Source organism: Chroococcidiopsis thermalis PCC 7203 (genome assembly GCF_000317125.1).
In the GTDB taxonomy this organism is placed as follows: domain Bacteria; phylum Cyanobacteriota; class Cyanobacteriia; order Cyanobacteriales; family Chroococcidiopsidaceae; genus Chroococcidiopsis; species Chroococcidiopsis thermalis.
Map to the genome: position 1 here is coordinate 5408726 of NC_019695.1, position 25307 is coordinate 5434032.

Below are 25307 nucleotides of genomic sequence, written 5' to 3' on the forward strand. Positions count from 1 at the left end.
TCCGAGCTATGCGACCTCTTTAAGTCTTGTTGTCCAAGTCGTGACAATTTCCGAAAATATTAATTTCAAGGGTTTTGTAATAGACCAATTAGAGTAGTGATTCTGCATTTTACGGAGATCGCTGTAGTAGCAAATATGATCTCCTTCGCGATTTTTATCTACATACTCGTACTGCATCTTTTTGTGAGTTAAAGAAGTCACAAGCTCGAAAGCTTCTAAAATGGAGCAAGTGTTATCCTTGCCACCACCTAAGTTGTACACTTCACCACAACGAGGTGCTTGGATAAACTCTTCGATGAAACGGGCAACATCATAGGAGTGAATATTATCTCGTACTTGTTTTCCCTTATATCCGAAAACTTTGTACGTGCGATTTTCTAAATTACATTTCACTAAGTAACTGAGAAATCCATGCAGTTCTACACCACTATGGTTAGGTCCTGTCAAACATCCACCCCGCAGGCAGCAAGTTTTGAGTCCAAAATATCGACCGTACTCTTGAACCATGACATCAGCGGCAACTTTAGAAGCACCAAAAAGAGAATGCTTCGATTGGTCAATGCGGAACGATTCAGGAATACCATACTGATAAGTTGGCTCGGCATATTCCCATCGGGTTTCTAACTCTATCATGGCAATCTCATTCGGTGCATCTCCGTACACTTTGTTAGTAGATAAATGTACGAAAGGAGCTTCCGGCACAAATTGGCGCGTTGCCTCCAACAGATTTAGCGTTCCTACTGCATTGGTATCAAAGTCATCGAAAGGAATTGCCGCTGCTCGGTCGTGACTGGGTTGTGCTGCTGTATGCACGATCGCCTCTGGTCTGAGGCTTTCAATCAGATCCAAAACTCGTTGGCGATCGCGAATATCTATTTCATGATGCACGAAGCCTTTAATCAGAGATTCCAAGCGCTGTTGATTCCAGCGAGTATCTCCTTGAGGTCCAAAGAAAACAGCTCTTTGATTGTTATCAACACCATGAATTGCCCAACCTTGACTCGCAAAATGTAGGCAAACTTCAGATCCAATAAGTCCCGACGATCCAGTTACCAATAATTTCTTCATTCAAAATTATGCCTTTTTGCTCTTTAAAAAATTTCTGATTTCTAGTATAAAAAAGCCTGGTTTACCCTTGAAACAAGGAGAATAATTTAATATTTTTCAGTTATTTCAACTACTTATAGCCATCCAAATTAATTTGTGAATGTTTCTTGTGTAGAGAAGTTACATTTAACGTCTCTACACAAGCTATATTTACTAAAGCTATATACATTGAAGTCGTAGAGATTGAAAATCTCGCAGAGATATATACTTCAGATGTAAGTGACTTACGTATTGAACGAAATCGTTGATTTAGTCCTTACTCGCTCGATTTACGAATAAACTGTAATTCTTTCTTTTCCGCGTGTCCAACCGCAATTTTACTGATAATTCTATCTGGCGCGATCGCAACCGTAAATCTACTTAAGTAAATGTACGGCAACTGAATTGTATATATCTCAATAAAGTCCTAGCCTACAGAATTGCTGCACGATCGCTGCATCGAAGTACAAGTTAGTAGCGATCGTAGCTAGTGCATTTAGCATCCATGTATTGATAACCCTATAAATCGGATTTATACAGTCAGCAACATTGGTGAATCGGATCTTGGATTTAAATCCACGTCTCGCGTGCTGACCAAACACGTATGACCAACGTTAGCGCACCTATCCGTGAAATCTATGGAATTTACTACGCTTCCATAATGTTATGTCTTTTCCCCCAATCCCTTTATACAACCGAACTCGTACGACCTACCAAGCTACTTTCTTTACAGTTTATTTAACATTTAGCTGTGTTTCTTCACCGTTTTTTGCTTTGAAAGCTAGTTTTTTAGTATTTAATGTAACTATCACTAGTAGTAAAAACACTGAAGACGGAAATGATAATTTTCTATTTTAGATAAAAAATATACCTCTATAATTTCAAACTATTGACTTCCGTAAGGAAGTACTAGATCGCCTGCGGACGCAACAAGGTTGCCATCTTCTCAATACATTTATCTCTTTATAGTTTGCATGAAGTTTATTTACGCGATCGCAGAATCATTAACAGGGCTTTCTCAGCACAGTTAGACGAAAGAAAAACAAATAGTTTGAAAGCGTAGAAATAAGGTTTCTGAATTAATAAATTGCATTAGTGATCGTCGCAAGAAGCATTATATATCTATTGCTAACCAGTAGTTTAGTACTCTCACTAGCTCCTTTAAATACAGGAATTCTAAGTTAAAGATGAGGAAGTTGTAAGTACTGAATTATCTTCAACGATATCTCAATTAGCTTTTGGTTTAAAGTCCGCAATCGAACTAGCATTAAATGCCTACTAAGTAGGCAAATTTTGCCGTGCAAGCTAATGAAAGAACAAACCAAAATTTCTATTTACTCCTATTTATCTCTATTCATATTTGTAATTTGGTAAGGTTCCAATGAAACGACATCTCAAGTATTTCACGCTATCTTTATGCACATTTCTTCTGAGCGCGGGTCAAGCATCTGTACTCATGACGACACTGCCCTTACCAGGGTTACAAACATCAGCTGCTGTTGCTGCGACATCACCCAATACAGAACCAGGCGGATCGATCCTAGTCATCACAACTACTTCCGACCCTTTCAGCAACTACTATGCCGAAATTTTGCGAAATGAAGGACTGAATACATTCAATGTCAGCGATATTTCCTTAGTTTCCTCAGAGATGCTTGCTAACTATGATGTAGTCATTTTGGCAAGGATGACCCTAAACCCCTCTCAAGTGACCATGTTTAGTAACTGGGCAGCTAGTGGTGGCAATTTGATCGCAATGCGTCCTGACAAGCAGCTCAGTAGTTTGCTTGGTCTTACTGATACAGCCTCCACACTCTCAAACGGTTACTTACTTGTAGACACGTCAAAAGCCCCTGGTAGTGGCATTGTTAACCAAACTATCCAGTTCCACGACACTGCCGATCGCTACACTCTTAACGGTGCTACCAGTATCGCCAATCTTTATACAAATGCAACGACTGCAACTTCTAACCCAGGGGTAACACTGCGTAGTGTTGGCAATAGTGGCGGTCAGGTTGCTGCATTTACTTATGACTTAGCGCGTTCGGTCGTCTACACCCGTCAAGGAAATCCCGCCTGGGCTGGACAGGAGCGGGATGGTTTCTCACCAATTCGCGCCAATGACATGTTTTTTGGTGCGGCAAGTAACGATCCTCAGCCAGACTGGATCGATATGAATAAGGTTGCTATCCCGCAAGCTGACGAACAACAGCGCTTGCTAGCCAACTTAATTCTGAATATGAACCTGGATAAAAAACCCCTACCCCGTTTCTGGTATTTTCCACATGGGAAGAAAGCAGTTGTGCTGATGACTGGGGACGACCACGGTAATGGAGGAACAGTAGGTCGGTTCAACCAATACAAAACCATGAGTCCGGCTGGTTGCTCTGTAGAAGATTGGGAATGCGTTCGCGGCACTTCATATATTTATCCCAATACACCAATAAGCGATGCACAGGCAGCCGCTTTCACTGCTGATGGTTTTGAAGTCGGGTTACATGTCAACACAAACTGTGCGAACTATACACCTACTTCGCTTCAAAACTTCTATACACAACAACTGAGTGCATGGAGTACCCGTTTTCCCAGCGTACCCGCCTCACCTAGCCAACGCCATCATTGTGGTGTTTGGAGTGACTGGGCTACCGCGTCCAAAGTGGAACTGAGTCAAGGAATACGGCTCGATACTAACTACTATTTCTGGCCCCCGAATTGGGTAGGTAATCGCCCAGGTTTCTTCACTGGAAGTGGTATGCCGATGCGCTTTGCAGACCTGAACGGGACACTCATTGATGTCTATCAAGCAACTACACAGATCACCGATGAGTCGGGACAAACATATCCTTTCACAGTTAATACTCTACTCGATCGCGCACTAGGAGCGGAGGGATATTACGGTGTTTTTACTGTCAACGCCCATACTGATAGCAATACTTCATCCGTGTCAGATGCGGTCGTTACCTCAGCACAAGCCCGTGGTGTACCGATTGTTTCTGCCCGTCAAATGTTGAACTGGCTGGACGGTCGCAATAATTCTTCATTCAGCTCGTTGGTATGGAATAACAATACTTTAAGCTTTGCGATCGCGCCAGGTACAGGCACAAGAGGGCTACAAGCAATGTTACCAGTGCGATCGGCTGTTGGAACAGTTGCCAGCATTACGCTTAACGGTAGCCCCGTGAGTTACACAACCCAGCAAATCAAAGGTATTGAGTACGCCTTGTTCTCAGCTACGACCGGCAATTACGTTGCTACATACACCAACGCTACTACAGATACGACTCCACCCAGCGTCAGTTCTACTTCTCCCAGCAACGGAGAGCCAAATGCTGGTATTGGATCGAGCGTAACAGCCACCTTTAGCGAAACGGTAGATCCAGCAACAATTAATGCAAATACCTTCGTACTGAAAGATTCTACTAATGCGATCGTCCCTGCTACCGTCACCTACAACGCAGCTACCCGCACCGCTACATTGCAACCGAGCAGTTCGTTAGTCACAGGCAGAACGTATACTGCTACCGTCATCGGCGGGACGAGCCAGCCTCGCGTCCAAGACTTAGCAGGCAATCCCCTAGCCGCTAACTTCAGTTGGTCTTTTACCACCGCAATATCTAGTTCGTATAGCTTCTGGAATGAAACAGCAACTCCCGCTATCGCAGCTAACTCTGACACTCAAGCTGTAGAACTAGGAGTCAAGTTTAAGTCCGATGTCAACGGTTATGTGACGGGTATCCGCTTCTATAAAGGCAGTGGCAATACTGGGACGCACGTTGGCAACCTCTGGACGAGTGCGGGACAGCTACTAGCCACCGCTACCTTTAGCAACGAAACTGCTAGCGGTTGGCAACAAGTCAAATTTTCCCAACCAGTAGCGATTAACGCCAACACCGTATATGTCGCCTCCTACCACACTAGCGTCGGTCGTTATGCCATCAACGAAGGTTATTTTGCTACTGCTAGCGTCGATAATCCACCCCTACATTTTTTACGCGACGGCGAGAGTGGCGGGAATGGGGTGTACAAGTATGGTACAACTGGCTTCCCCAACCAAACCTATCGTGCTAGCAACTATTGGGTTGATGTCACCTTTGCTACTAGTGCTACAGATACGACTCCACCCAGCATAAGTGCAACTTCTCCCAGTAACGGTGCAACTAATGTGAGTACTGCTACAAGCATCACCGCTACCTTTAGCGAAGCCATCGATCCCGCGACGATAAATGCCAATACTTTTGTGTTGCAGGATGCCAATAACGCGCTCGTCCCTGCCACTGTCACCTACGATGCCGCTAGCCGCACCGCCACACTGCAACCGAGCAATCTACTGGCAACTGGTGCAATCTATCGCGCTACCCTCAGAGGTGGGACAACTCAACCACGGGTACAAGACCTGGCTGGCAATGCTCTCGCAACTAACTCTACCTGGTCTTTCACCACCGCAGCCGCAGCATCTAATTCTTATAGTCTTTGGAATAGTTCGACCATTCCTGCACAAATCGCCACTTTCGATCCTTATCCTGTCGAGCTAGGAGTTAAGTTCAAGTCGAATACGAATGGCTACATCACTGGTATCCGCTTCTACAAGGGTAGTGGTAACACGGGTTTGCACAAAGCAACTTTGTGGACTAGCAGCGGACAGCAAATAGCAACAGCAACATTTACAAATGAAACTGCCACAGGCTGGCAGCAGGTCAACTTTGCCCAACCAGTGCCAATTACTGCCAACACCGTCTACGTCGCCTCCTATCACACCACAACTGGCAACTACGCTTTCGCGCTGAACTACTTTGCTAATTCTGGGCTAGACAACGGACCATTACATGCTTTGCGTGATGGAGCTAACGGTGGCAACGGCGTTTTCAAGTATGGCAATGGTGGCTTCCCTTCTCAAACATTTCGGTCGAGTAACTATTTTGTCGATGTCGTGTTTACTCCAAATCAGTAAATCTCTATAGCGAACGAAGATTCGCATTTTATCTAAAGCCAGGGAATAGGGTTCCCTGGCATTGTCTATCCACAACTACTATTTGAACAGAAAATTAAATGAAAAAAAGATTGATTAGGTTTATTGCAATTGCAAGTGCAGCAATGTTTCTGGTCTTAGGACTGGATGTGGGGTCTAATCTGCAAGTGCAAAAGGCGATCGCTGCTGATATCTGCGCTGCTCCCACCAATGCGATCGCGGCGGAAAATTGTTTAACGGGTAATCCTTCTACAGAGTGGGATATTAGCGGTGTTGGCGATACGAGTATTCAAGGCTTTGCCAGCGATATTAGCGTTAATCGAGGTGAGACAGTTAACTTCAAAATCAAAACTAACGCCACTAGTTATCGCCTCGACATCTATCGCATGGGTTACTATCGTGGCATGGGCGCTCGTAAAGTCACGACCGTTCAAGTTTTAAATCGCCCTCAGAGTCAACCAAACTGCTTAACTGACACAGCAACCGGACTGGTTGATTGCGGTAACTGGGCAGTGTCTGCTTCCTGGGCTGTACCGACCAACGCCGTGTCGGGTATCTACTTTGCCAAACTGGTGCGCACTGATACTGGGGGAGCTAGCCACATTGTTTTTATTGTCCGAGATGACGCTGGTACGTCCGACCTGCTGTTTCAGACTGCCGATACTACCTGGCAAGCTTACAACAACTATGGTGGCAATAGTCTCTATACCGGATCTCCAGTTGGTAGAGCCTATAAGGTTAGCTACAATCGCCCATTTAACACGCGCGTGGTTGATGGTGGTCAGGATTGGCTGTTTGCCACCGAGTATCCAATGGTTCGCTGGCTGGAAGCTAACGGATATAACGTCAGCTACTTCACTGGAGTAGATAGCGATCGCTACGGCAGCCTAATCCGCAATCACAAAATCTTCTTATCGGTCGGTCATGATGAGTATTGGTCGGCAGGGCAACGCGCCAACGTGGAAGCCGCTCGCGATCGCGGTGTGAATTTGGCTTTCTTCAGCGGTAACGAAGTCTATTGGAAAACGCGCTGGGAAAACGCCATTGATGGGTCAGGGACATCCTATCACACTCTAGTCGCCTATAAGGAGACCGTAGCCAACGCGAAAATCGATCCGCAACCAGGGATCTGGACTGGTACTTGGCGCGATCCGCGCTTCAGCCCACCAGCAGATGGTGGTCGTCCTGAAAATGCCTTAACTGGCACTCTCTTTACAGTTAATGACGGGGCGACGACTGCTATTAAAGTACCCGAGGCAGACGGGAAAATGCGTTTTTGGCGTAATACAAGTGTTGCCACCCTCTCGCCAGGAAGCACTGCTACACTATCCGATCGCACGCTCGGTTATGAATGGGATGAGGATATTGACAATGGCTTCCGACCAGCTGGCTTAATTCGGATGTCAACAACCACCGTTGACAATGCACCTGTTCTACAAGACTATGGCTCTAGGTTTGGACGGGCTAGAGCAACTCACCACCTGACACTGTATAAACATAATAGTGGTGCGCTCGTATTTGGTGCTGGAACAGTCCAGTGGTCTTGGGGCTTAGATGGGAATCACGATCGCGGTAGCTCGGTTCCAGATGTGCGGATGCAGCAGGCGACAGTTAACTTATTTGCTGACATGGGCGTGCAGCCTAATACATTGCAGGCTGGATTGGTTCCTGCTACTGCCTCAACCGACATCACCGCACCTACTTCAACAATCTCATCGCTACCATCTGTCAGCGTACAGGCAGGCAGCCCAGTCACGATTAGTGGCACGGCAAGCGATACTGGTGGTGTTGTCGCTGGTGTTGAGGTATCCGTTGATGGTGGTACGACATGGCATCCAACTGCGGGTCGTGCTAACTGGAGCTACACTTGGACACCACAAGCAACTGGATCGGTAATAATTAAAAGCCGTGCGATCGATGATAGCGGCAATCTAGAAACCTCTGGGGCAAGCACTACCGTTACAGTTGGAGAACGTACCTGTCCTTGCAGTACCTGGAATGACACGGCAACTCCTACCACAGCAGCCAGCTCTGATACTCAAGCTGTAGAACTAGGAGTCAAGTTCAAGTCCGATGTCAACGGTTATGTGACTGGCATCCGCTTCTACAAAGGCAGTGGTAATACCGGGACGCACATTGGCAACCTCTGGACGAGTGCGGGACAGCTACTAACAACCGCTACCTTTAGCAACGAAACTGCTAGCGGTTGGCAACAAGTTAACTTTTCTCAACCAGTAGCGATTAACGCCAACACCGTATACGTCGCCTCCTACCACACCAGTAGCGGTCGTTACGCCATCAACGAAGGCTATTTTACCAGTAGCATCGATAGCCCACCACTACATTTTCTGCGCGATGGCGAGAGTGGCGGGAATGGAGTCTATAAGTACGGTACAACTGGCTTCCCCATCAACACCTATCGCGCCAGCAACTATTGGGTTGATGTCACCTTTGCCACCAATGCTACCAATCCCACTCCACCAGTTACAGATACAACTGCGCCCAGCATTAGTGCAGTTTCTCCCAGCAACGGCGCGACTAATGTGAGTACTAGCACGAGCATCGCTGCAACTTTCAGCGAAGCACTCGACCCGGCGACGATCAATGCCAATACCTTTGTGTTGCAGGATGCCAATAACGCGCTCGTCCCTGCCACTGTCACCTACGATGCCGCTAGCCGCACCGCTACACTGCAACCGAGCAATCTACTGGCAACTGGTGCAACCTATCGCGCTACCCTCAGAGGTGGGACAACTCAACCACGGGTACAAGACCTAGCAGGTAACGCCTTAGCAACAAACTCTACTTGGTCTTTCACCACCGCAGCCGCAGCATCGACTTCTGCTTATAGTATTTGGAGTTCTAATGCAATGCCTATTGTGGTAGCCGACTCCGATACCGCAGCCGTGGAACTCGGCATTAAGTTTAGAACAGATGTCAGCGGCTATATCACTGGCATTCGATTCTACAAGAGTACTGGAAATACGGGCGTACATACTGGTAAGTTGTGGACTAGCAGCGGACAACAACTAGCAACGGCAACATTTACCAACGAAACTGCTTCAGGTTGGCAGCAAGTCAACTTCGATCGTCCCGTAGCAATTAGCGCCAATACTGTCTATGTTGCTTCTTATCACACCAATGTCGGGCGCTACTCTAGTGATGAGAATTACTTTGCTGTTTCTGGCGCTGACAATGGACCGTTACACTTTCTAGTCAATGGAGCCAGCGGCGGCAATGGAGTTTACAAATATGGCTCCAGTGGTTTCCCCAACCAAACATATAAGGCAAGTAACTACTGGGTTGATGTTGTTTTTACTCCCAATAACTAAATCCTATCTGGGCAGTTATCGTTTCACGCTTTTCTAATCCAGAGTAATTCTCGATTGCGTGCGTGACATTTGTAGGGGCGCACGGCTGTGCGCCCCTACAAACCGTTTGTTTTACCCAATTAAAAACTGCTATCAAAACTTCCTTTCAAGCGATCGCATTTACTCAAGGAGGAATGCGATCGCTTTTACTTTGCAATAACAAACTTGCCAGATTTCAGAATGTAGTTAACTGTTACAGTTGCAAGAATTCTTGGATAGCAGACCAACGAGCCTCAAAAGTATGGCACGCTTGCATTAAGGTGAGGGCATTGCTGCGAAGGCGATCGAGTTCGCCAGGGATACTATAAAGGCGTACTAGTGCTTCTGCCATTAAGTCGGGGCGATATCGGGGTACGAGGATACTATTGAAGTTGTCTTGGATCGTTTCGCGGTTGCCGATAATGTCAAACGCAATGACAATACATCCAGTGGCGAGGGTTTCAATTACAGTTCTAGGGCAGCCTTCTCCCCACAAGAGATCCTTACCAATATTCATACTGAGGAAAACTTCGCAAGAACGCATCCCAGCAAGAACCTCTGCTTCAATGCCCTGAATTCGCTGAAATTCTAAGTCGAGACCCTTCGCTCGAATGGCTTCTTGTATAACTGTGAGATAGGCTTCTGTGTGAGAACCTTCAACCATGTAGCCAATGCGACGAGGTTGCCGTTGCTCTGGAGTCGGAAACCAAAGGGTGCGATCGATCAAATTAGGCAAAAGGGTACAGGCACGCTGGAAGTGAGCCATGTGCCAAGCCTGAATCGTGCGGGAAATAGTAGCTACACCTTTAAGTTTGCCTTGATACAGCTCTGCCAAGGCAGCAAAATCTTGATGCTCGGTAATTGCTAGCTCCATATCCCAAAAGTAAATCTGCTGGCTGGGTTGTATGAAAGCTTTAGCACCTGCAAGGGAAGTCACGCAGCGTACATTCTGAGCCGACTTAAGTTTCTCCTGATATTCAGCTATGGAAAGATGAGGTTGACTATCGAGCAACCAAGGTTCGTAGCTACCGTCATAGGTAACCATGTAAGCTTCGTAGCCTTTTTGACGCAGCAGTTTCACTAGCAGATTGAGTTCTTTAGTGCCACCACAAAATTTTAAGTTGCCTTGGAAACTAGCATCGATACAATAGGAAGCAAAAATAATCGGTTTGCTCACTGGAGTTGCCAGCTGTTGGATTGGTGACTCGTCTGAGATATAAGGGATAGTATTTTCTGGAGCCTTGACAATACCAAGTTTCATTCCAAGACGTTTCATGTTGGCATGAATGCCAGTGAAGCGAAGGAGATTGCTGACTTGATGAATCAATCCGCCGCGTAAATCCTCAAAGAAATAGGGGATAGAACGGGCAATTGCAAGTTTGATCCGAGTACTGCCATTACGAGTACGCCAATATGTCCACATAATTTAGGAAAAATTTTTATCTTCAGGGTTTAGAAATTTGAATGGGAAGATATTGGCAAAGCTGCTTTTTAATTGAAATACTCCATTTTTGTAAGCGGCGGTAGTAGTGCCAGTAAAACCATTCCGGTAGTAAGACGTTAAGTCGTCCAAAACCATGCTGCTTGACGAGTTCAACCCAACTATAGAAACGCTGCTTTAAAGGCATTAGTCTCAGGCGAGATTGAATGATTTCTTCAATTTCAATGTCTCTTGAGCTAAAAACTTTTTGCAAAAAAACATCTGGCTCGCCGACAAACATTCGATCTGTCGTTGGAAGTGATGTTACAGTTAACCCAGGCACAGTTGTTGCACGACAGTACACATCTTCTAAGTAGCACTGCCAATGACTCCCCACGTGTCTCTCTGTAATTGTTTGTCGAGTAGCTTCCCCAAGAGATAGCCGAAATTCTTCATCTTCAACCAAGCGGGATAGCACTGTCGTGTACTCTGGAAGATTGCGTGCAAGGATCAGCTTGTCAGTCAAACCTGGTGCATCAGCACTCAGTATTTTGGACGCATGAGAGTAGGGATAGCGGCTGACCAGAGGCGTACCATAGCTTCCTGCTTCCAATAGCGATGTAATCGAGACGAAAGGAAATGAATCAACATAAATATCAGCCGCTTGGTAGAATACGGCAGTATCTTCGCGCTGCCCGAAAACTTTAATTCTCCCCTGCGATCGCTGGATAGCTGCCGACCATTCCTCGGGATCGACTGGACCAATTACGATTAGAATCGCTCGGTCGTATTTTTCCAATAATGGGACGTGTGCATCCGCAAAGCTAACCCCATCAATCGTTCTGTACTTAAGCGACCTAGCGATAGAGAGCAAGACAATGCTGTCTTCAGCAAAACCAAGTTGTCGTTTAGCCTCCGCGCGGGAAAGCATTCTTTGGATGGGATTTAAAATAATCGGTAGGATAGCGGTGCGATCGCTCGCTATGCCTCGACGCTCATGTGATAAGCGCATACCAGATTCTCGCAGATTAGCCACGACATCGCTGATACTCACTCCTTGCCAAAAGCAGTGATCGCCGTAATCTACAAAGATAATCGGTGGAGATCGATCCCTACTTGCAAATGCAATCGTTGGCATCACATCGTAACTCCAGATATGCAGTACGACTAGATCCGCTGATGCAGCAATTTCGCGTAGTCTTTTCGCCCAAGAGACAAGGTTGCCGATGCTCTTGTCTAGCACGTATATTCTACCCTGGCTATTATTTACGGCATCCTTCAAAAATTTAGGAACCTCGTGCAGTCCCTGCCGCGTTAATACAAGCGAGTGGGAACGCTCGGTATCTTGCCCAATCCAGCGCCAAAGCATTCTAGAATGTCCGCCAATGCCCATGACAGCAGTGGAAACATGCAATATGTTTCTTGGTGCTTTATTGCATGAGAAATTTTTATTCAGAGTAACGTCGATCGGTATAGTTTGTCGTCCGATTGTCAAGAGAATTTGCTCTAGCTCAGGGCTAACAAAAAGACCGCAGTGTTGCTCAGTGGCATATAAGGCTGCAATCTCTGCATACACTGCTGCTGCGTGATATTTACCCCTTTGGACAAAGTCTCTCGCTTGAGCAACTAGGCTGCGAAATGCCTCGAAGTTTTGTGGAATCAGGCGGCTGCCTTCTTCTCGCCAAAGGCTGAGTGTATCGCTAGCTATTGTCTCCATACAATACTCTTTGCTATCCCCTACTAATCTTTAGTTGACGCTATGCTCAAACCTGACAAGCAGTTGTCAAAACCGCGATCGCCCGCTCCTGCTCCTCCTCAGTCATCTGATGGAAAAGTGGTAAAACAAGAGTCCGATCTTGAGCTTGTTCGCTTTCGATGAGGCGATCGCTCCCACAAGACCAAGCCTCAATTTGATATGCTGCTTCGCGGTGAGCGCACATAATCCCGCGTCGCGTGGAAATGCCTGCATCTAGCATCGTCTGCATGACTTGCTTTTGGTCGCATTCCTCTGGCAGACGGACACAGTAACCCTGCCAATTACTCCGCGCCCAAACTGGTTCTGTTGGTAATTTCAATCCCCGCACATCCGCCAGCTTTTCTCGATATTGCTCTGCCAACAACCGACGGCGTGCGACAATCTCCGGCAAGCGCTTGAGCTGTTCCCGTCCCACTGCCGCTTGAATGTCGGTCATCCGGTAGTTGTAGCCCAACATCGGGTAAGTCTCGAAAATCACTTGTTTCGCACCGTGGCGCACCGTGTCAGAAACACTCATGCCATGTTGTCGCCACAGACGAAACTGTTTGTCCCATTCAGGATTGCTGGTGGTTAGCATTCCACCATCACCGGTCGTAATTACCTTACGGGGATGGAAGGAAAAACAGGCGATATCGCCGTGCGGCTTGCCGATTTTTTCCCACTCACCATTCCAGAGAATCTCACTGCCAATGGCGCAGGCTGCATCTTCAATAACTGGCAAATTGTAGCGCCGCGTAACCTCCACAATCGCTTTGAGGTCGCAAGGCATTCCCATTTGGTGGACGACCAGAATCGCGCGGGTGCGATCGCTCACCACTGCTTCGATTAAAGTGGGATTGATATTGTAAGTATGCGGCTCGATATCCACAAATACTGGGAGCGCACCGCAGTATCGGATACTATTGGCAGTGGCAATATAGGAATGACTGACGGTAATTACCTCATCGCCGGGTTTTACGCCCACGGCTAACAAAGCTAGATGCAGTGCTGTGGTGCAATTAGAAACCGCACAGGCAGACTTTGCCCCTACATAAGTTGCAAATTCCTGCTCGAAGGCGGCGACTTCGGGTCCTTGCGTCACCCAACCGGACAGAATCGCTCGCTTAGCGGCATCTGCCTCGGCTTCACCCATCCAAGGTTTGGCAATTGGAATATTCTGCATCTGCTCAGACATGGCATATTTCCTTTGCTTGTTTTTCATCGCTCCACCATTTGACGAGCCGACGCAATCCCTCTTCTAGAGAGACTTGTGCCTCAAAACCCAATAAATCTCTAGCTTTGCTCGTGTCTGCCAGTCGGCGCTGTACGGGGTTGACTTTGCGTTCTGCACCATATTCTGGCGGCAAATCCGCTCCCATCACTCTAGCCAAACTGTAGGCAAGGTCGTTCAAACTGCTTTCTACACCGCTAGCAATGTTAAACACTTCATCCGTCACATCGGCTTTAGCAGCTAAGATATTTGCCCTGGCGATATCTTCGATGTAGACGAAATCCATTGTCTGCTTGCCATCACCAAAAATCAGTGGCGATTGACCTGCGGCTATGCGTTCCATCCAGCGAATCAGAACTTCGGTGTAAACGCCATAAATATCCATCCGGGGACCGTAAACGTTGAAGTAACGCAAGGCTACGTAGTCCAACCCGTACATGTCATGGAAGCTACGTAACAGCCCTTCGTTAAATGTCTTGGCTGCACCGTAAATCGTGCGGTTGTTGTAGGGATGGTGCGCTTCTGTGGTGGGGAACTCCTCTGCCATGCCGTAGATTGAAGCTGAGGAGGCGGCGACTACCTTTTTGACTCCAGCATTCACCGCCGCTTCTAGGACGTTGAAAGTACCATTCGCTAACACTTCTAATGCCAAGCGTGGTTCTTGGGCACATTGATTAATCCGAATTGCTGCTTGATGAAAGACGACATCGACACCTTGCATGATATCGGCAAGCAGTTGGCGATCGCGAATGTCACCTGTAACAATCTTCACCGAGCCACGCTCTAATGCCCAGCTCAAATTTTTTTGATTCCCGCGAGTGAAATTATCAAGAATAATAATCTCAGCAACTCCCTGCTTGACCAACAGATCGGTAATGTGAGAACCTACTAAACCAGCTCCACCAGTAATGAGTACTTTGTCAATCTGCATTTGTTAAACCTAAATCCTAATAGAGTTTCGGCGACTAAAAGTCGCAGCTACACAAGCTAAGTCTGCCTGTGCGGACTCACGGAAAACTATGTTGTAACCCACAGAGGTGGGTTTTGTCTGTGTAGTCGCGATTTCTAATTGCTAGCTACTTTTTGCCTCTGCTAAAAAGTAAATAGTGGTTGAGTATTCAATTGGAAGATCTAGACCTAGCTCGAATAAGCCACGTAGTTGCTTGTCGTTACAGGCAGCAAGCATACTATTAGGTAATACCTTGGCAAACATGCCTTTCTGCTCGACGATCTGAAATCCAGCCCCTACAAGTAGTTTTTCCATTTCGTAACACGTAAAAGCATGTTTGTGTCCCATGCGTCGGTCTGTCTCACCCAATTCTCCTGGATAGGTTGCTAAGCCCATCTTCACAGCCAAACGTCGGTGTAAACTGAGTGCGTGAGGCACGACAACAGCTAATTTACCCCCTGGTTTAAGCCAATTCTGCCTCGCCATCTGGAGAATCAGCCCGGGATCGTCTACATGTTCGAGGACAAAGGTTGCTAGAACAGTATCAAAAGTTCGATCTGGCTGGTAGTCTTCAAATAAAGAGCAAACTGGTGTCCAACGCTTACTATCAAGTCTGCTAGCCAGATCTTGTTGCATAGCAGCTAGCAACCCTGACGAGCCATCTACACTCGTCACGTCGGCAAATTTGTCGATTAACTTTGGAGTCCAGATGCGATCGCCCACACCTAATTCTAGAATGCGATCGCCATCAAGCCTAGATATCACCAAATCTGAGACGAGATCTAGCACTTTTTGGTCAACTCCTCTATCGGGTGTGGGACTGAGGTATTCAACCGTGATTTGCTCTAATTCTCTAGTCGATTCCAACCGCTTCGATGTTTCTATCACTTTCGTTTCCTCGACACTTGCAATCTTTTGTCCGAAAGGTTTTGCCTTCTGCCTTTTGCTATAGCAATCCTATTTGATTCATGAACGTGGAGCAGGCTAGAAGCCTGCTTTACGAATCATTTAGAACTGCTATATATCTTTAACGGTGCAGATTGTACTCTCAATACAGCAACTGCCTTGCTATGCTCCGTAACTATTTGCATAGTTTTTCAAGTTCTCTGATGGTTCGTATGCATCACGCCAGCGGAGAAAACGAGCGGGAACGCCAGCAACGATCGCAAACGGTGGCACGTTCTTAGTCACAACTGCTCCTGCACCGACAATACTGCCTTTGCCAACTGTTACCCCAGGCAAAATGACTGCATTCATACCAATATCGGCTCCGGCTTCAATTTTGACCGATTTGATTTCCAGGTCAGTTTGAATAATCGGAACGTCAATCGGTAATCCAGTATGAGTGGAACCCAAAACTTTTGCTCCTGGTCCCCACCCGACATTCTCTTCAATCGTTAAGTCACGTGCATCAAAGTAGCTTTGCGGTCCAATCCAAACGTTGTTCCCAATGACGCATTTACCATCGAAGCGTCCTTGAATGTAGCTCTGCGAACCAATGAAAACGCGATCGCCAATCTCAAATGTTTCGAGATGCTTAAAGCCTGCTCCACTCTCAATCCGCACTCCATGTCCAAATCGCTGCGCTACGGCTCGCCAGATTGCTCGCCGCATCAGTCCATCAACATCTCCATCACCGATCGCAAAGCGCGAGTACAACTCCAGTAATGCTTTTTGTCCGTATCGATCGAGGAGATATTCTGCTAATCCAATTTCAAAGTTAGGATCTGGTTGAAAGTCTTTCAAGCCATGAACGGCTTTGACTGTTCTAGTTCCATCTAGTTCAAACATTGACTTCCTCAACTGTTTTCTGACTAGCTATTTCACTCGATTGATAAACTTTCAAAGGCATATTGCCACCAACTATACATTTGCCTTGACAACGAAGATCGAATACCCATCGATGTCTCGGACACACTAACTTATCGTTATGAACCTCGACCTGAGAAAGATCTGCTCCTGCGTGAGGACAATAGCGTTGAACGTGGTATTCCTTCTCGCCATCTCTGACTATAAATTCTTCGTTTTCGGCTGCTTGGAGTGTTTTTTCCACTTGAGCAATGAGCTTAGGTTCGTTACCGTAGCGCAAGATTGCAAACAAGGGCCAGTTATAAGCATCTGGTCGGCGTTTTGCTTTGAACCTCATACTTAAGAACAAACTTTCCCAATGCTCTTTACCTTCTACTAGTAGATTGGCGATCGCAGTGTCTATAGTAAACTCATAGTTTGGCGTTTCCGTACACGAGCGCATAATTGCAAACACGCGATCGCGTGTTTCAACATACACAGAGCCACCATTCACACCAGTCAGCGTAAATTTTACGAGAGCGTTGACCTTCTCAGTTAGGTAAATGCTAGCAGAGAACAACTGCTGAATATGGACGATAAATTCCTGCAAAAATTCTTTACCAGGTTGAGGTAAACTACTTAGATAGGACTGAATAACAGCGGCTCTTTTCTGCTTGTAATTATCTAACACTAACGCTTTTTGCGAAAGTTCAAGCGAGCTAAACTGGCGGGTAATTTCTAGTTGTCTAGCAGATGATAATTGTACAATATCCCCAGGCAAAAGTAGACTTAAATTCCCACTTATTTGTTGAGCAAGCTCTTCGTACACATCCCACTGATCGGGAAAAATGCTATTTTCCTGAAAATTTAAGTGGAACAGCTCATCTTCCAAAAAGGCAGGAGGTCCAGCATAATGAAAAACATGTTTAGCACAAATATTATTAGCAAAGTCAACAAAACTATTTAACATATCTTGTTTAAGTTTTGCTGCTATTCGTTGTTGTTTTTTAGCTTCATATGCATAAGTTGCTGGATACCACATTGCTCCCGAAAACTGGGCAAAGAGGAAATCTATCTCTAATTTCCTATATTTAGGAATATCTTCATCTGGAATATGGCAGTCATTTTTGTGCAAGATCTTCGTATTACCAACTTCAATCAGTAATGCAGAATCTATCTTGTAAAGTGACTCGTCTTTAACAACAGCGACGCTGAAGTTTTCAGCCAGATGATATGATTCCCAATCTTTGAGTTGCAATATGCGGGTAAAACCAAGCTTGGCAATTTCTCTAGCAAAGGTATCTGACAAAAATTCCGCAATAATGACAGTGACTTTATGCTTGGGAAAGTCTTTCAGAAAATTTCGGTCGAAGTGATCGTCATGATCGTGGCTGATATACAAATAATCTGCATCGTATAAGTCTTGTCGTTCGAGAAAATCATTCGGTGGGTATTGATGCCAACTATGCAAGAAAGCACCGCTTTCGCTCATCCAAGGATCGCACAACAAAGTCACACCATCAGCTTTGAGGAAAATACCAGCGTGACCGAGAAATTTTAAGAAAAAAGTATCAGACATATTCAGCAATCACCGCATTGATAATTTGGGTTTGTGAATCTGCGCTCAATTCTGCATACATTGGTAATGACAACACTTCCTTTGATGCCGCTTCTGAGTGAGGAAACGCGCCAGCTCGATCGCCCAAGTCGGCATAAGCTGGTTGTAAGTGTACCGGAATGGGATAGTGAATGCCTGTTTGAATCCCTTTCTCTTGCAGCTTTTGTTGTAAAGTGTCCCGCTGCTGCGATCGCACGGCATAGACATGGTAAACGTGATGGCTGTAAGGCATCGCCGTCGGAGTTTTCACACCTGCATTTGCTAGCGGTTTGTCATATCGTGCGGCGTGCGCTCTGCGTGCCTCTGTCCATTTGTCTAAATGGCGTAACTTCACCCGCAAGATCGCTCCCTGGATGCCATCCATGCGGTAGTTGTATCCCTTAAAGACGTGATGATACTTGCGTTCTTGCCCCCAATCGCGCAGCATCCGCATTTTGCGCTCGTATTCGGGATTGCTGGTGACGACCATACCACCTTCACCACACGCCCCTAAGTTTTTCCCAGGATAGAAGCTGAAACAACCGATGTCGCCAAGACTACCAACTCGCTGCCCTTTGTACTCGGCTCTGTGTGCCTGTGCCGCATCTTCAATCACAACGAGACCGTGACGGCGAGCAATTTCCAGTATCGGTTCCATGTCGGCTGGTTGACCGTACAGATGCACTGGTAGGATCGCTTTGGTGCGCTCGGTGATTGCTGCTTCAATCTGGGTTACGTCCATCGTGTACGACACGGGATCGATATCGACAAAGACAGGTTTAGCACCGGTGTAACAAATGGCGGCTGTGGTAGCAACGAAAGTAAAAGGCACGGTAATTACTTCGTCACCCGCACCAATTCCAGCGGCTAATAATGCTAGGTGGAGAGCGCTAGTGCCTGTATTGACAGCAATGCCAGAATCGGCATTACAGTAATGAGCGAATTCTTCTTCGAGAGCAACAACTTCGCTGCCTAGCACAAATTGCGTACTTTCTAGAGCTTTGATGACAGCCGTATCGATTTCGTCTTTAATGCTCAAGTACTGTGCTTTTAGGTCTACAAATGGAATCATACTGCTACCTCCGTTGTGTTTAATTCAATTAATCGCCCTTGCCGCTTGATGGACTGAGTAGCAGCCTCCAGAATTTTCACGACTCGCAATCCTGCTTCCCCATCAGAGATCGGGCGATCGCCTTGCTGAATACAATCAATAAAGTGCAGTCCTTCTGTCCGTATTGCCTCTGTCATATCCAGGTGCGGAGCCCACATATCTCCTGCACGGTAGCCAATGAGCATTTGATATACGCTTTCGGCAGAGTTGCTATTGAGGGTAATTCCCTTGTCGTAAATCTTCACCTTCTCGCTCGGTTCTAAGTCATCGTAGACAATCATGCGCTGACTACCACCAATTAACGTACGGCGAACTTTGACTGGTGCTAACCAATTGACGTGGAGATGAGCCATTAAGTTGTTTTCAAAAAATAACGTTAAGTAGGCAATATTTTCTGGTTCTCTGGGGACGTGGCTGATCCCTGTGGCAGAGACAGCATAAGGTTTGTATGGCAGTAGATAGTCCATAATCGAAAGGTCGTGAACTGCCAGATCCCACAATACGTTCACGTCATGCTGAAACAGTCCCAGGTTAACGCGCACCGAATCGTAGTAATAAATATCGCCTACAACCTTAGTCGTAATTAGATCGTGCATCTTGCGAACAGCACCCGTGTAAACAAAGGTGTGATCTACCATCAACACTAGGTTGCGCCGTTGAGCTTTCTCAATTAACCTCATTGCCTGTTCGGAGGAGGTCGTCATCGGTTTCTCTACCAGGACGTGCTTGCCAGCTTGCAATGCTGCTAGAGCTAAATCGAAGTGCGTGGAAACTGGTGTGGCGATCGCCACGGCATCGATCTTTGGATCTTTTAATATGTCTCGATAATCGGTCGTGACTTTCAAGGTAGGATACCGTGTCTGCGCTTTTGCCAGCAATTCTGGTTTAAAATCACTCACAGTTCTTACCTGCGCTCCTGGGATTTCAGAGAAATTTCTCACCAAGTTAGGACCCCAGTAACCATAGCCTATGACACCTATATTGATTAGATCTTGCATCACAGCCTCTCAAACAATAATTAGTTATTAATATTTAGCTATTTAGCGATCGCGAAATCTGCTGCATTTGCTTGCATTCACGCACATCGTTAATGACACGGGCAGGAACTCCTGCCACAATTGTATAGTCGGGAACGTCGTGAGTTACTACCGCTCCAGCTCCAACTATGGCTTTTTTTCCAATTGTTACTCCTGCAAGAATAGTGGCATTACTACCAATAGAAGCACCGCACTTTACCAAAGTTTTGACTACACACCAATCATTTTCAGTTTGCAAACTTCCATCTTCATTAGTTGCCTGTGGATAAAGATCGTTAGTAAACATAACGCCATGACCAACAAACACTTCGGCTTCTAAAATAACACCTTCGCAAATAAAAGTATGAGATGAGATTTTACACCTAGTCCCAACTACGACGTTTTTTTGAATTTCAACAAAGGAACCAATTTTAGTTTCATCATCAATTGCACAACCATAAAGATTTACGAGATGAGGATGAAAAATCTTAACTCGATTGCCTAACTTGACATCATCATTTATTGCCATCGTTCTTCATAACTTATAGACTAAAAATAATATTAAATTTATGAGTTAGAGAAGATTTCTAATGGCGTTTCCACAACTTGCCAAACGGCATCTTCTAAGTAAGTGCATTCATCCTGTTGCCACGGATAATCTTGTCGCTCAATACTGTGCATTGTGACTTCAAATGGACAAATATTAGTGAGATTTTCTAACAAAGTACTACTACGCCGCTCGGCAAACCATGTTCTTAAAGTGAACGAACCCATGTATAGTCTAAATTTTGAAACTTTGCATCGGATAATAAATAATCCTGCTTCTCGACGAAAAGGTAATTGGTCATTAAAATTCCAAAAAATACAAATTGGTTGTTGAAATTCATTAAGTACTTGGAAAGAAAAGCATAGACTTTCATGAGGTTGAGTTATATTGAACGCAAACTCAAATACAATTGGTTTTCCCCAGCAGTGAACTCCTTGCTCTTCAGATGTATGTACCCGCGCCCAAGCTATGTGGTTACCAGTTTTGCCTGCCGGAGCTTCGTAACGTGCAGGTTGCTCATCCAAGCATTTCGATTCAGCAATATATAACTGCACCGCTTTACTAGTATGACCGTCAAATTGAATATTTCCTTTGGAAAGCAATATGCAACGCTTAGTTAGTTGGGCAATAGCTTGCATACTATGGCTGACGAATAAAACTGTGCGTCCTTCTTTATTTGATACATCACCCATCTTCCCCAAACATTTCTTTTGAAATGCTGAATCGCCCACTGCTAAAACTTCATCCACAATCAAAATTTCTGGTTCCAAGTGAGCAGCAACAGAGAAAGCAAGGCGAACGTACATTCCAGAAGAATAACGCTTGACAGGAGTATCTAAAAACTTTTCAATTTCAGCAAAGGCAACAATTTCATCAAACTTTTTCTTAATCTCGGCTCTACTCATGCCTAAAATAGAACCGTTGAGATAAATATTTTCTCGTCCAGTTAGTTCGGGGTGAAATCCCGTTCCTACTTCTAGCAAGCTTGCTACTCGCCCTTTAGCAATTATATTTCCTCTAGTAGGTTCAGTAATACGACTCAAAAGTTTTAATAGTGTCGATTTTCCTGCACCATTGCGTCCGATGACACCAATAGCCTCACCTTGTTTAATCTCAAAAGAAACGTCTTTTAATGCCCAAAATTCTTCGCGAGTTGGATTATAAGTGCGGCGATCGCGAGGTTTTAAAAAGCGACTTTGAAAAGCTTTAGCTTGCTCGGTCAGCGTATCTCTGAGTGTGGTGTAACGTTCTTGCTTTTGATGACCGAGAATGTATTTCTTGCTTAGATTTTCGACGCGAATTACTGAATCTGACATACTTTAAAATTCTGACTTAAATTACGTCTGCAAACGATCGCTCTACCTTGCGAAAATACCAAATGCTACTAGCAAATAGTAAAACGACTAATCCGACAGACAACATGAATCCTTGCCAATAGAGTTGAGTTTCTCCACCAAGAATTGCCCAACGAAAACCATCAATAACACCCACCATTGGGTTAAGTGAATAAACCAAACGCCATTGTTCGGGTACGATACTGCTACTAAATCCAACCGGAGAAATATACAAACCGAACTGAACGATGAACGGCACGATAAAGCGAAAATCGCGGTATTTAACATTCAATGCTGATAGCCATAATCCGCCGCCGATAGCAGCGACAAAAGCGATCGCCATAAATAATGGCAGTGTTAAAATTCGCCAGGAAGGAATAAAGTTATACCATGCCATCAGACCTAACAAAATCATGCCTGAAACTAGAAAATCTACAAAACTGACAACAACTGCACTAGCAGGCACAATTAAACGGGGGAAGTAAACCTTGGAAATCAAATTAGCATTAGAAATAAGACTATTGCTACATTCTGCAAGAGCGCTAGCAAAAAATTGCCAAGGTAACATAGCTGCAAACACCATAATTGGATATGGTGCGCCCTCAGCAGGTAGTTTTGCGAGTTTGCCAAATACGACTGTAAAGACAATCATGGTTAAAAATGGGCGTACTAATGCCCACGCAATACCAATCGCAGTCTGCTTGTAACGCACTAAAATGTCTCGCCAAGCCAAAAAGTAAAATAACTCGCGGTAGCGCCATAAATCTTTCCAGTACTGGTGTTCTGTTCTACCAGCTGCAATAATTAATTCAGATTGACCGTGGTTTGTCACAAGTAGTCAGAGTAATTACTTAGTAAATGTTTAATGTAAGCTTGTATGAAAGGCAGGCTAGAAGCCTACCCATAAACGATTGATGTTCTTTTCGATCGCAACTTCTGAAGTTGTTCTCTAAAAAACTAGGGGCGGGCATTAGCTTTTGGAGAATTAGCTTTCGTCAAAGCTTCTGCTAGTTGTAATAGGGCTGCTTTTACCGCTTGCAATTGTGGCGCAGCAACTTGCAAAAAGTTTCCATTCCCACTATTAACTAAAGCATTGTAGGCTTCTATAGCCCCTACTAATTTACCTGGAGAAATGACATTTCCAGCAGTTAGCCCTTGCAAACTTTTGACAAACCCTGCCGCTAATTTTGAATCTGCGCCTGCCGCAACTAAAGTGTTTTGGAATTGAGTGACAGCCAAGGTAGGATTTCCAGTTTCAGTCAGTATGCTTGCTAGTGCTTGCTGCGTCTCTTGGGGAATACCAGCGATCGCTCCTTTTGCCAGTAAACCGTTAAGCGCAGCAGCAGCCCGATCGATCGCAACTTGAGCAGCAGGATTAAAACCGCCATTCCTCCCAGGAACAAAAGCACCACTAACAATATCACCAGTAGTGATAATAAAGCCTGTGACATCTGACTGGTTGTTCTTCTGAGCTAGAGCGGGTAACGAACCAACTAGCAGAAACGACCCTAAAGCTAAACTAATACAGAGCTGGCGTTGAACATTCATGATTTTGATTCCCTTCGTCACGACTTAAAAACGACCGACATAACCGACACCAAGAACAAATCGGACACCATCACCAGCATTGCCAGTGACATCGGCAAGAGATGGAGTAATGACTATAGGTAGACTTCGGAACGGTACGACAGATACACCTAAGTTCAGATCTTGACCCGTCCAGTCTGCGATGAGGGAAAGTTGTTCAGTTGCTTGCAAGCCCATGCTGCCAAAAACATTAACCGTATCGTTACCATCTTCTACGTCCTCTTCGGAACGGAAGCGACCACCACCTAGACCTACTGAGGTCGTAATCTTACTAAAAGGCTTTGCTGCATCCTCTGTGAGACTGAAAACTTTACTGACTACGCCGTAAAGACTGCTACCACCGTCAGTCTCGCCCCAAATAATTGCATTTTCTACCCCAACTGCAATTCCAAAGTTTGCTGGTAGGAGGCGATGTAGTTTGAAACTAATAGTCCCATCCCCGAAAGTATTTCCATACAGATCGACAGTTGTAGCCGCAATTTCTAGACCGACAGCTCTACTTGCATCGCCTAAACCAAATCCAAATGAAGCCGCTCCATCTGATTTGCTAGTATCGCGCGCTCTACCTTGAAAGCTCGTACCGAAGAAGGCACTACCCCAACCCGCACCAAATGCCGTGGGCGAACCAACACTCGATCCGCCACCTGGTACTGACGGTCTGATCAAAGCTGTTAACGGTGTCGCTTCGATGCGATACTGCTGACGCAGTTTTGCGACTTGCTCGGGTGTCAGTGGCTGTGGTTCTGGTGCGGATGCTGCTGGAGTTGCTGGCTGCAAACCAACGATATATTCAGATGCCGGATCTTCAGCTCTCAGTTGCGGCATTTCACCCTGGCTAGCTAAAGCTTGGTAGATAAATGCTGCGACATCTGCACGGGTTGCCGTTTGATTTGGACGCAATACATCTTTACTGGGATAGTTTACGACCAAGCGATTTGCTGTTGCCGCTGTTACTGGACTACGGGCAAAGTCGGGAATTTCTGCTGCGTCTTGATATGAAGTATCGAGCAGGGTGGAAGATTCTGCTTTTGCAGTCAAGTTCAGTCCGTTGGCTAGAGCTACCAACACTTGGACGCGGGGAATGTTTTGCTCCGGTAAAAAAGTGTTGTTGGGATATCCAGCCAGAAAACCTGTTTGGTAAGCTGTCTGAATTACATCCTTTGCCCAGTAATATTCCGGTACATCTACGAAAGCGATCGCGTTGCGGTTAGATTGTTGTGGAAATGCTTTACTGACAATTGCGGCAAACTGAGCGCGAGTTACTGGTTCGTCTGGGCGAAAACTACCATCGGGAAAACCTTGAATAATACCTCGCGAGACTAATCCGGCAATAAAGCTCTGCGCCCAGCTACCCTGAATATCATTTAAAGTCGATGCTTGCGCTAAATCGGAGGCTTTAAACTTTTGATTATGCAACACCTGTTCTAATGCAGTTGCCCTATTTTGCTGCACTGCCATAGCGCGATCGCCTAACTGTTTTTGGGCGATTGGTCTAGGATTGGCATTGGCTTTGTAGCTCAACTCGCAACAAGCAAGAGTCGCTAAGAGAATAGTGGTTGTAGCAGCTTTAATAATACACATTACAAGTAG

General features: G+C 45.6%; 17 protein-coding genes. 2 read left to right on the forward strand and 15 right to left on the reverse strand.

Features of this window, described 5'->3' with window-relative positions; all coding sequences use genetic code 11:
- Positions 1-6: 6 nt before the first annotated feature.
- Positions 7-1068 (reverse strand): NAD-dependent epimerase/dehydratase family protein, encoded by a 1062-nt coding sequence (locus tag CHRO_RS23530; RefSeq protein WP_015156730.1) that lies wholly within the window; start codon positions 1066-1068, stop codon positions 7-9.
- A 1399-nt stretch (positions 1069-2467) separates the two neighbouring features.
- On the opposite strand from CHRO_RS23530, the gene CHRO_RS30010 reads away from it, so the two are divergent.
- Positions 2468-6034 carry a DUF4082 domain-containing protein gene (locus CHRO_RS30010; protein ID WP_015156732.1) on the forward strand — a complete coding sequence of 1189 codons (3567 nt, stop codon included), beginning with the start codon at positions 2468-2470 and terminating at the stop codon, positions 6032-6034.
- 98 nt (positions 6035-6132) lie between these two features.
- Entirely contained in the window at positions 6133-9384 is a 3252-nt protein-coding gene (locus tag CHRO_RS23545) for a DUF4082 domain-containing protein (RefSeq protein WP_015156733.1), read from the forward strand.
- A gap of 232 nt (positions 9385-9616) precedes the next feature.
- Here CHRO_RS23545 and CHRO_RS23550 read toward each other — a convergent pair whose 3' ends face one another.
- The 14 genes from CHRO_RS23550 to CHRO_RS30015 all read right to left on the reverse strand — a co-directional run bounded on the left by CHRO_RS23550 (position 9617) and on the right by CHRO_RS30015 (position 25298).
- Positions 9617-10825, reverse strand: coding sequence for a glycosyltransferase (locus CHRO_RS23550; protein WP_015156734.1), 1209 nt, complete (start codon positions 10823-10825; stop codon positions 9617-9619).
- Between the two features lie 22 nt (positions 10826-10847).
- Positions 10848-12539 (reverse strand): glycosyltransferase, encoded by a 1692-nt coding sequence (locus CHRO_RS23555; RefSeq protein ID WP_015156735.1) that lies wholly within the window; start codon positions 12537-12539, stop codon positions 10848-10850.
- A gap of 46 nt (positions 12540-12585) precedes the next feature.
- Positions 12586-13752: a DegT/DnrJ/EryC1/StrS family aminotransferase gene (locus CHRO_RS23560; protein ID WP_015156736.1), complete on the reverse strand. Its 1167-nt coding sequence runs from the start codon at positions 13750-13752 to the stop codon at positions 12586-12588.
- Positions 13745-14719, reverse strand: coding sequence for an NAD-dependent epimerase/dehydratase family protein (locus CHRO_RS23565; protein WP_015156737.1), 975 nt, complete (start codon positions 14717-14719; stop codon positions 13745-13747). Before CHRO_RS23565 ends, CHRO_RS23560 begins: the two co-directional genes overlap by 8 nt.
- Before the next feature lie 141 nt (positions 14720-14860).
- Positions 14861-15625 carry a class I SAM-dependent methyltransferase gene (locus CHRO_RS23570; protein ID WP_015156738.1) on the reverse strand — a complete coding sequence of 255 codons (765 nt, stop codon included), beginning with the start codon at positions 15623-15625 and terminating at the stop codon, positions 14861-14863.
- A gap of 180 nt (positions 15626-15805) precedes the next feature.
- Positions 15806-16528, reverse strand: coding sequence for an acyltransferase (locus CHRO_RS23575; RefSeq protein ID WP_015156739.1), 723 nt, complete (start codon positions 16526-16528; stop codon positions 15806-15808).
- On the reverse strand, positions 16521-18104 hold the full coding sequence (locus CHRO_RS23580; protein ID WP_015156740.1) for an MBL fold metallo-hydrolase: 1584 nt from the start codon (positions 18102-18104) through the stop codon (positions 16521-16523). The genes CHRO_RS23575 and CHRO_RS23580 overlap by 8 nt, the downstream gene beginning before the upstream one ends.
- Positions 18097-19194 carry a DegT/DnrJ/EryC1/StrS family aminotransferase gene (locus CHRO_RS23585; protein WP_015156741.1) on the reverse strand — a complete coding sequence of 366 codons (1098 nt, stop codon included), beginning with the start codon at positions 19192-19194 and terminating at the stop codon, positions 18097-18099. The genes CHRO_RS23580 and CHRO_RS23585 overlap by 8 nt, the downstream gene beginning before the upstream one ends.
- Positions 19191-20231: a Gfo/Idh/MocA family protein gene (locus CHRO_RS23590; RefSeq protein WP_015156742.1), complete on the reverse strand. Its 1041-nt coding sequence runs from the start codon at positions 20229-20231 to the stop codon at positions 19191-19193. The genes CHRO_RS23585 and CHRO_RS23590 overlap by 4 nt, the downstream gene beginning before the upstream one ends.
- A 34-nt stretch (positions 20232-20265) precedes the next feature.
- Positions 20266-20778, reverse strand: coding sequence for an acyltransferase (locus CHRO_RS34555; RefSeq protein WP_015156743.1), 513 nt, complete (start codon positions 20776-20778; stop codon positions 20266-20268).
- Positions 20779-20816: 38 nt separating this feature from the next.
- Complete coding sequence (locus CHRO_RS23600; RefSeq protein WP_015156744.1) at positions 20817-22112, reverse strand: ABC transporter ATP-binding protein; 1296 nt, start codon at positions 22110-22112, stop codon at positions 20817-20819.
- A gap of 16 nt (positions 22113-22128) precedes the next feature.
- Positions 22129-22962, reverse strand: coding sequence for an ABC transporter permease (locus CHRO_RS23605; protein ID WP_015156745.1), 834 nt, complete (start codon positions 22960-22962; stop codon positions 22129-22131).
- A 125-nt stretch (positions 22963-23087) separates the two neighbouring features.
- Positions 23088-23678, reverse strand: coding sequence for a hypothetical protein (locus tag CHRO_RS23610; protein WP_015156746.1), 591 nt, complete (start codon positions 23676-23678; stop codon positions 23088-23090).
- A gap of 24 nt (positions 23679-23702) precedes the next feature.
- Entirely contained in the window at positions 23703-25298 is a 1596-nt protein-coding gene (locus CHRO_RS30015) for an S-layer homology domain-containing protein (protein WP_015156747.1), read from the reverse strand.
- Positions 25299-25307 lie beyond the last annotated feature (9 nt).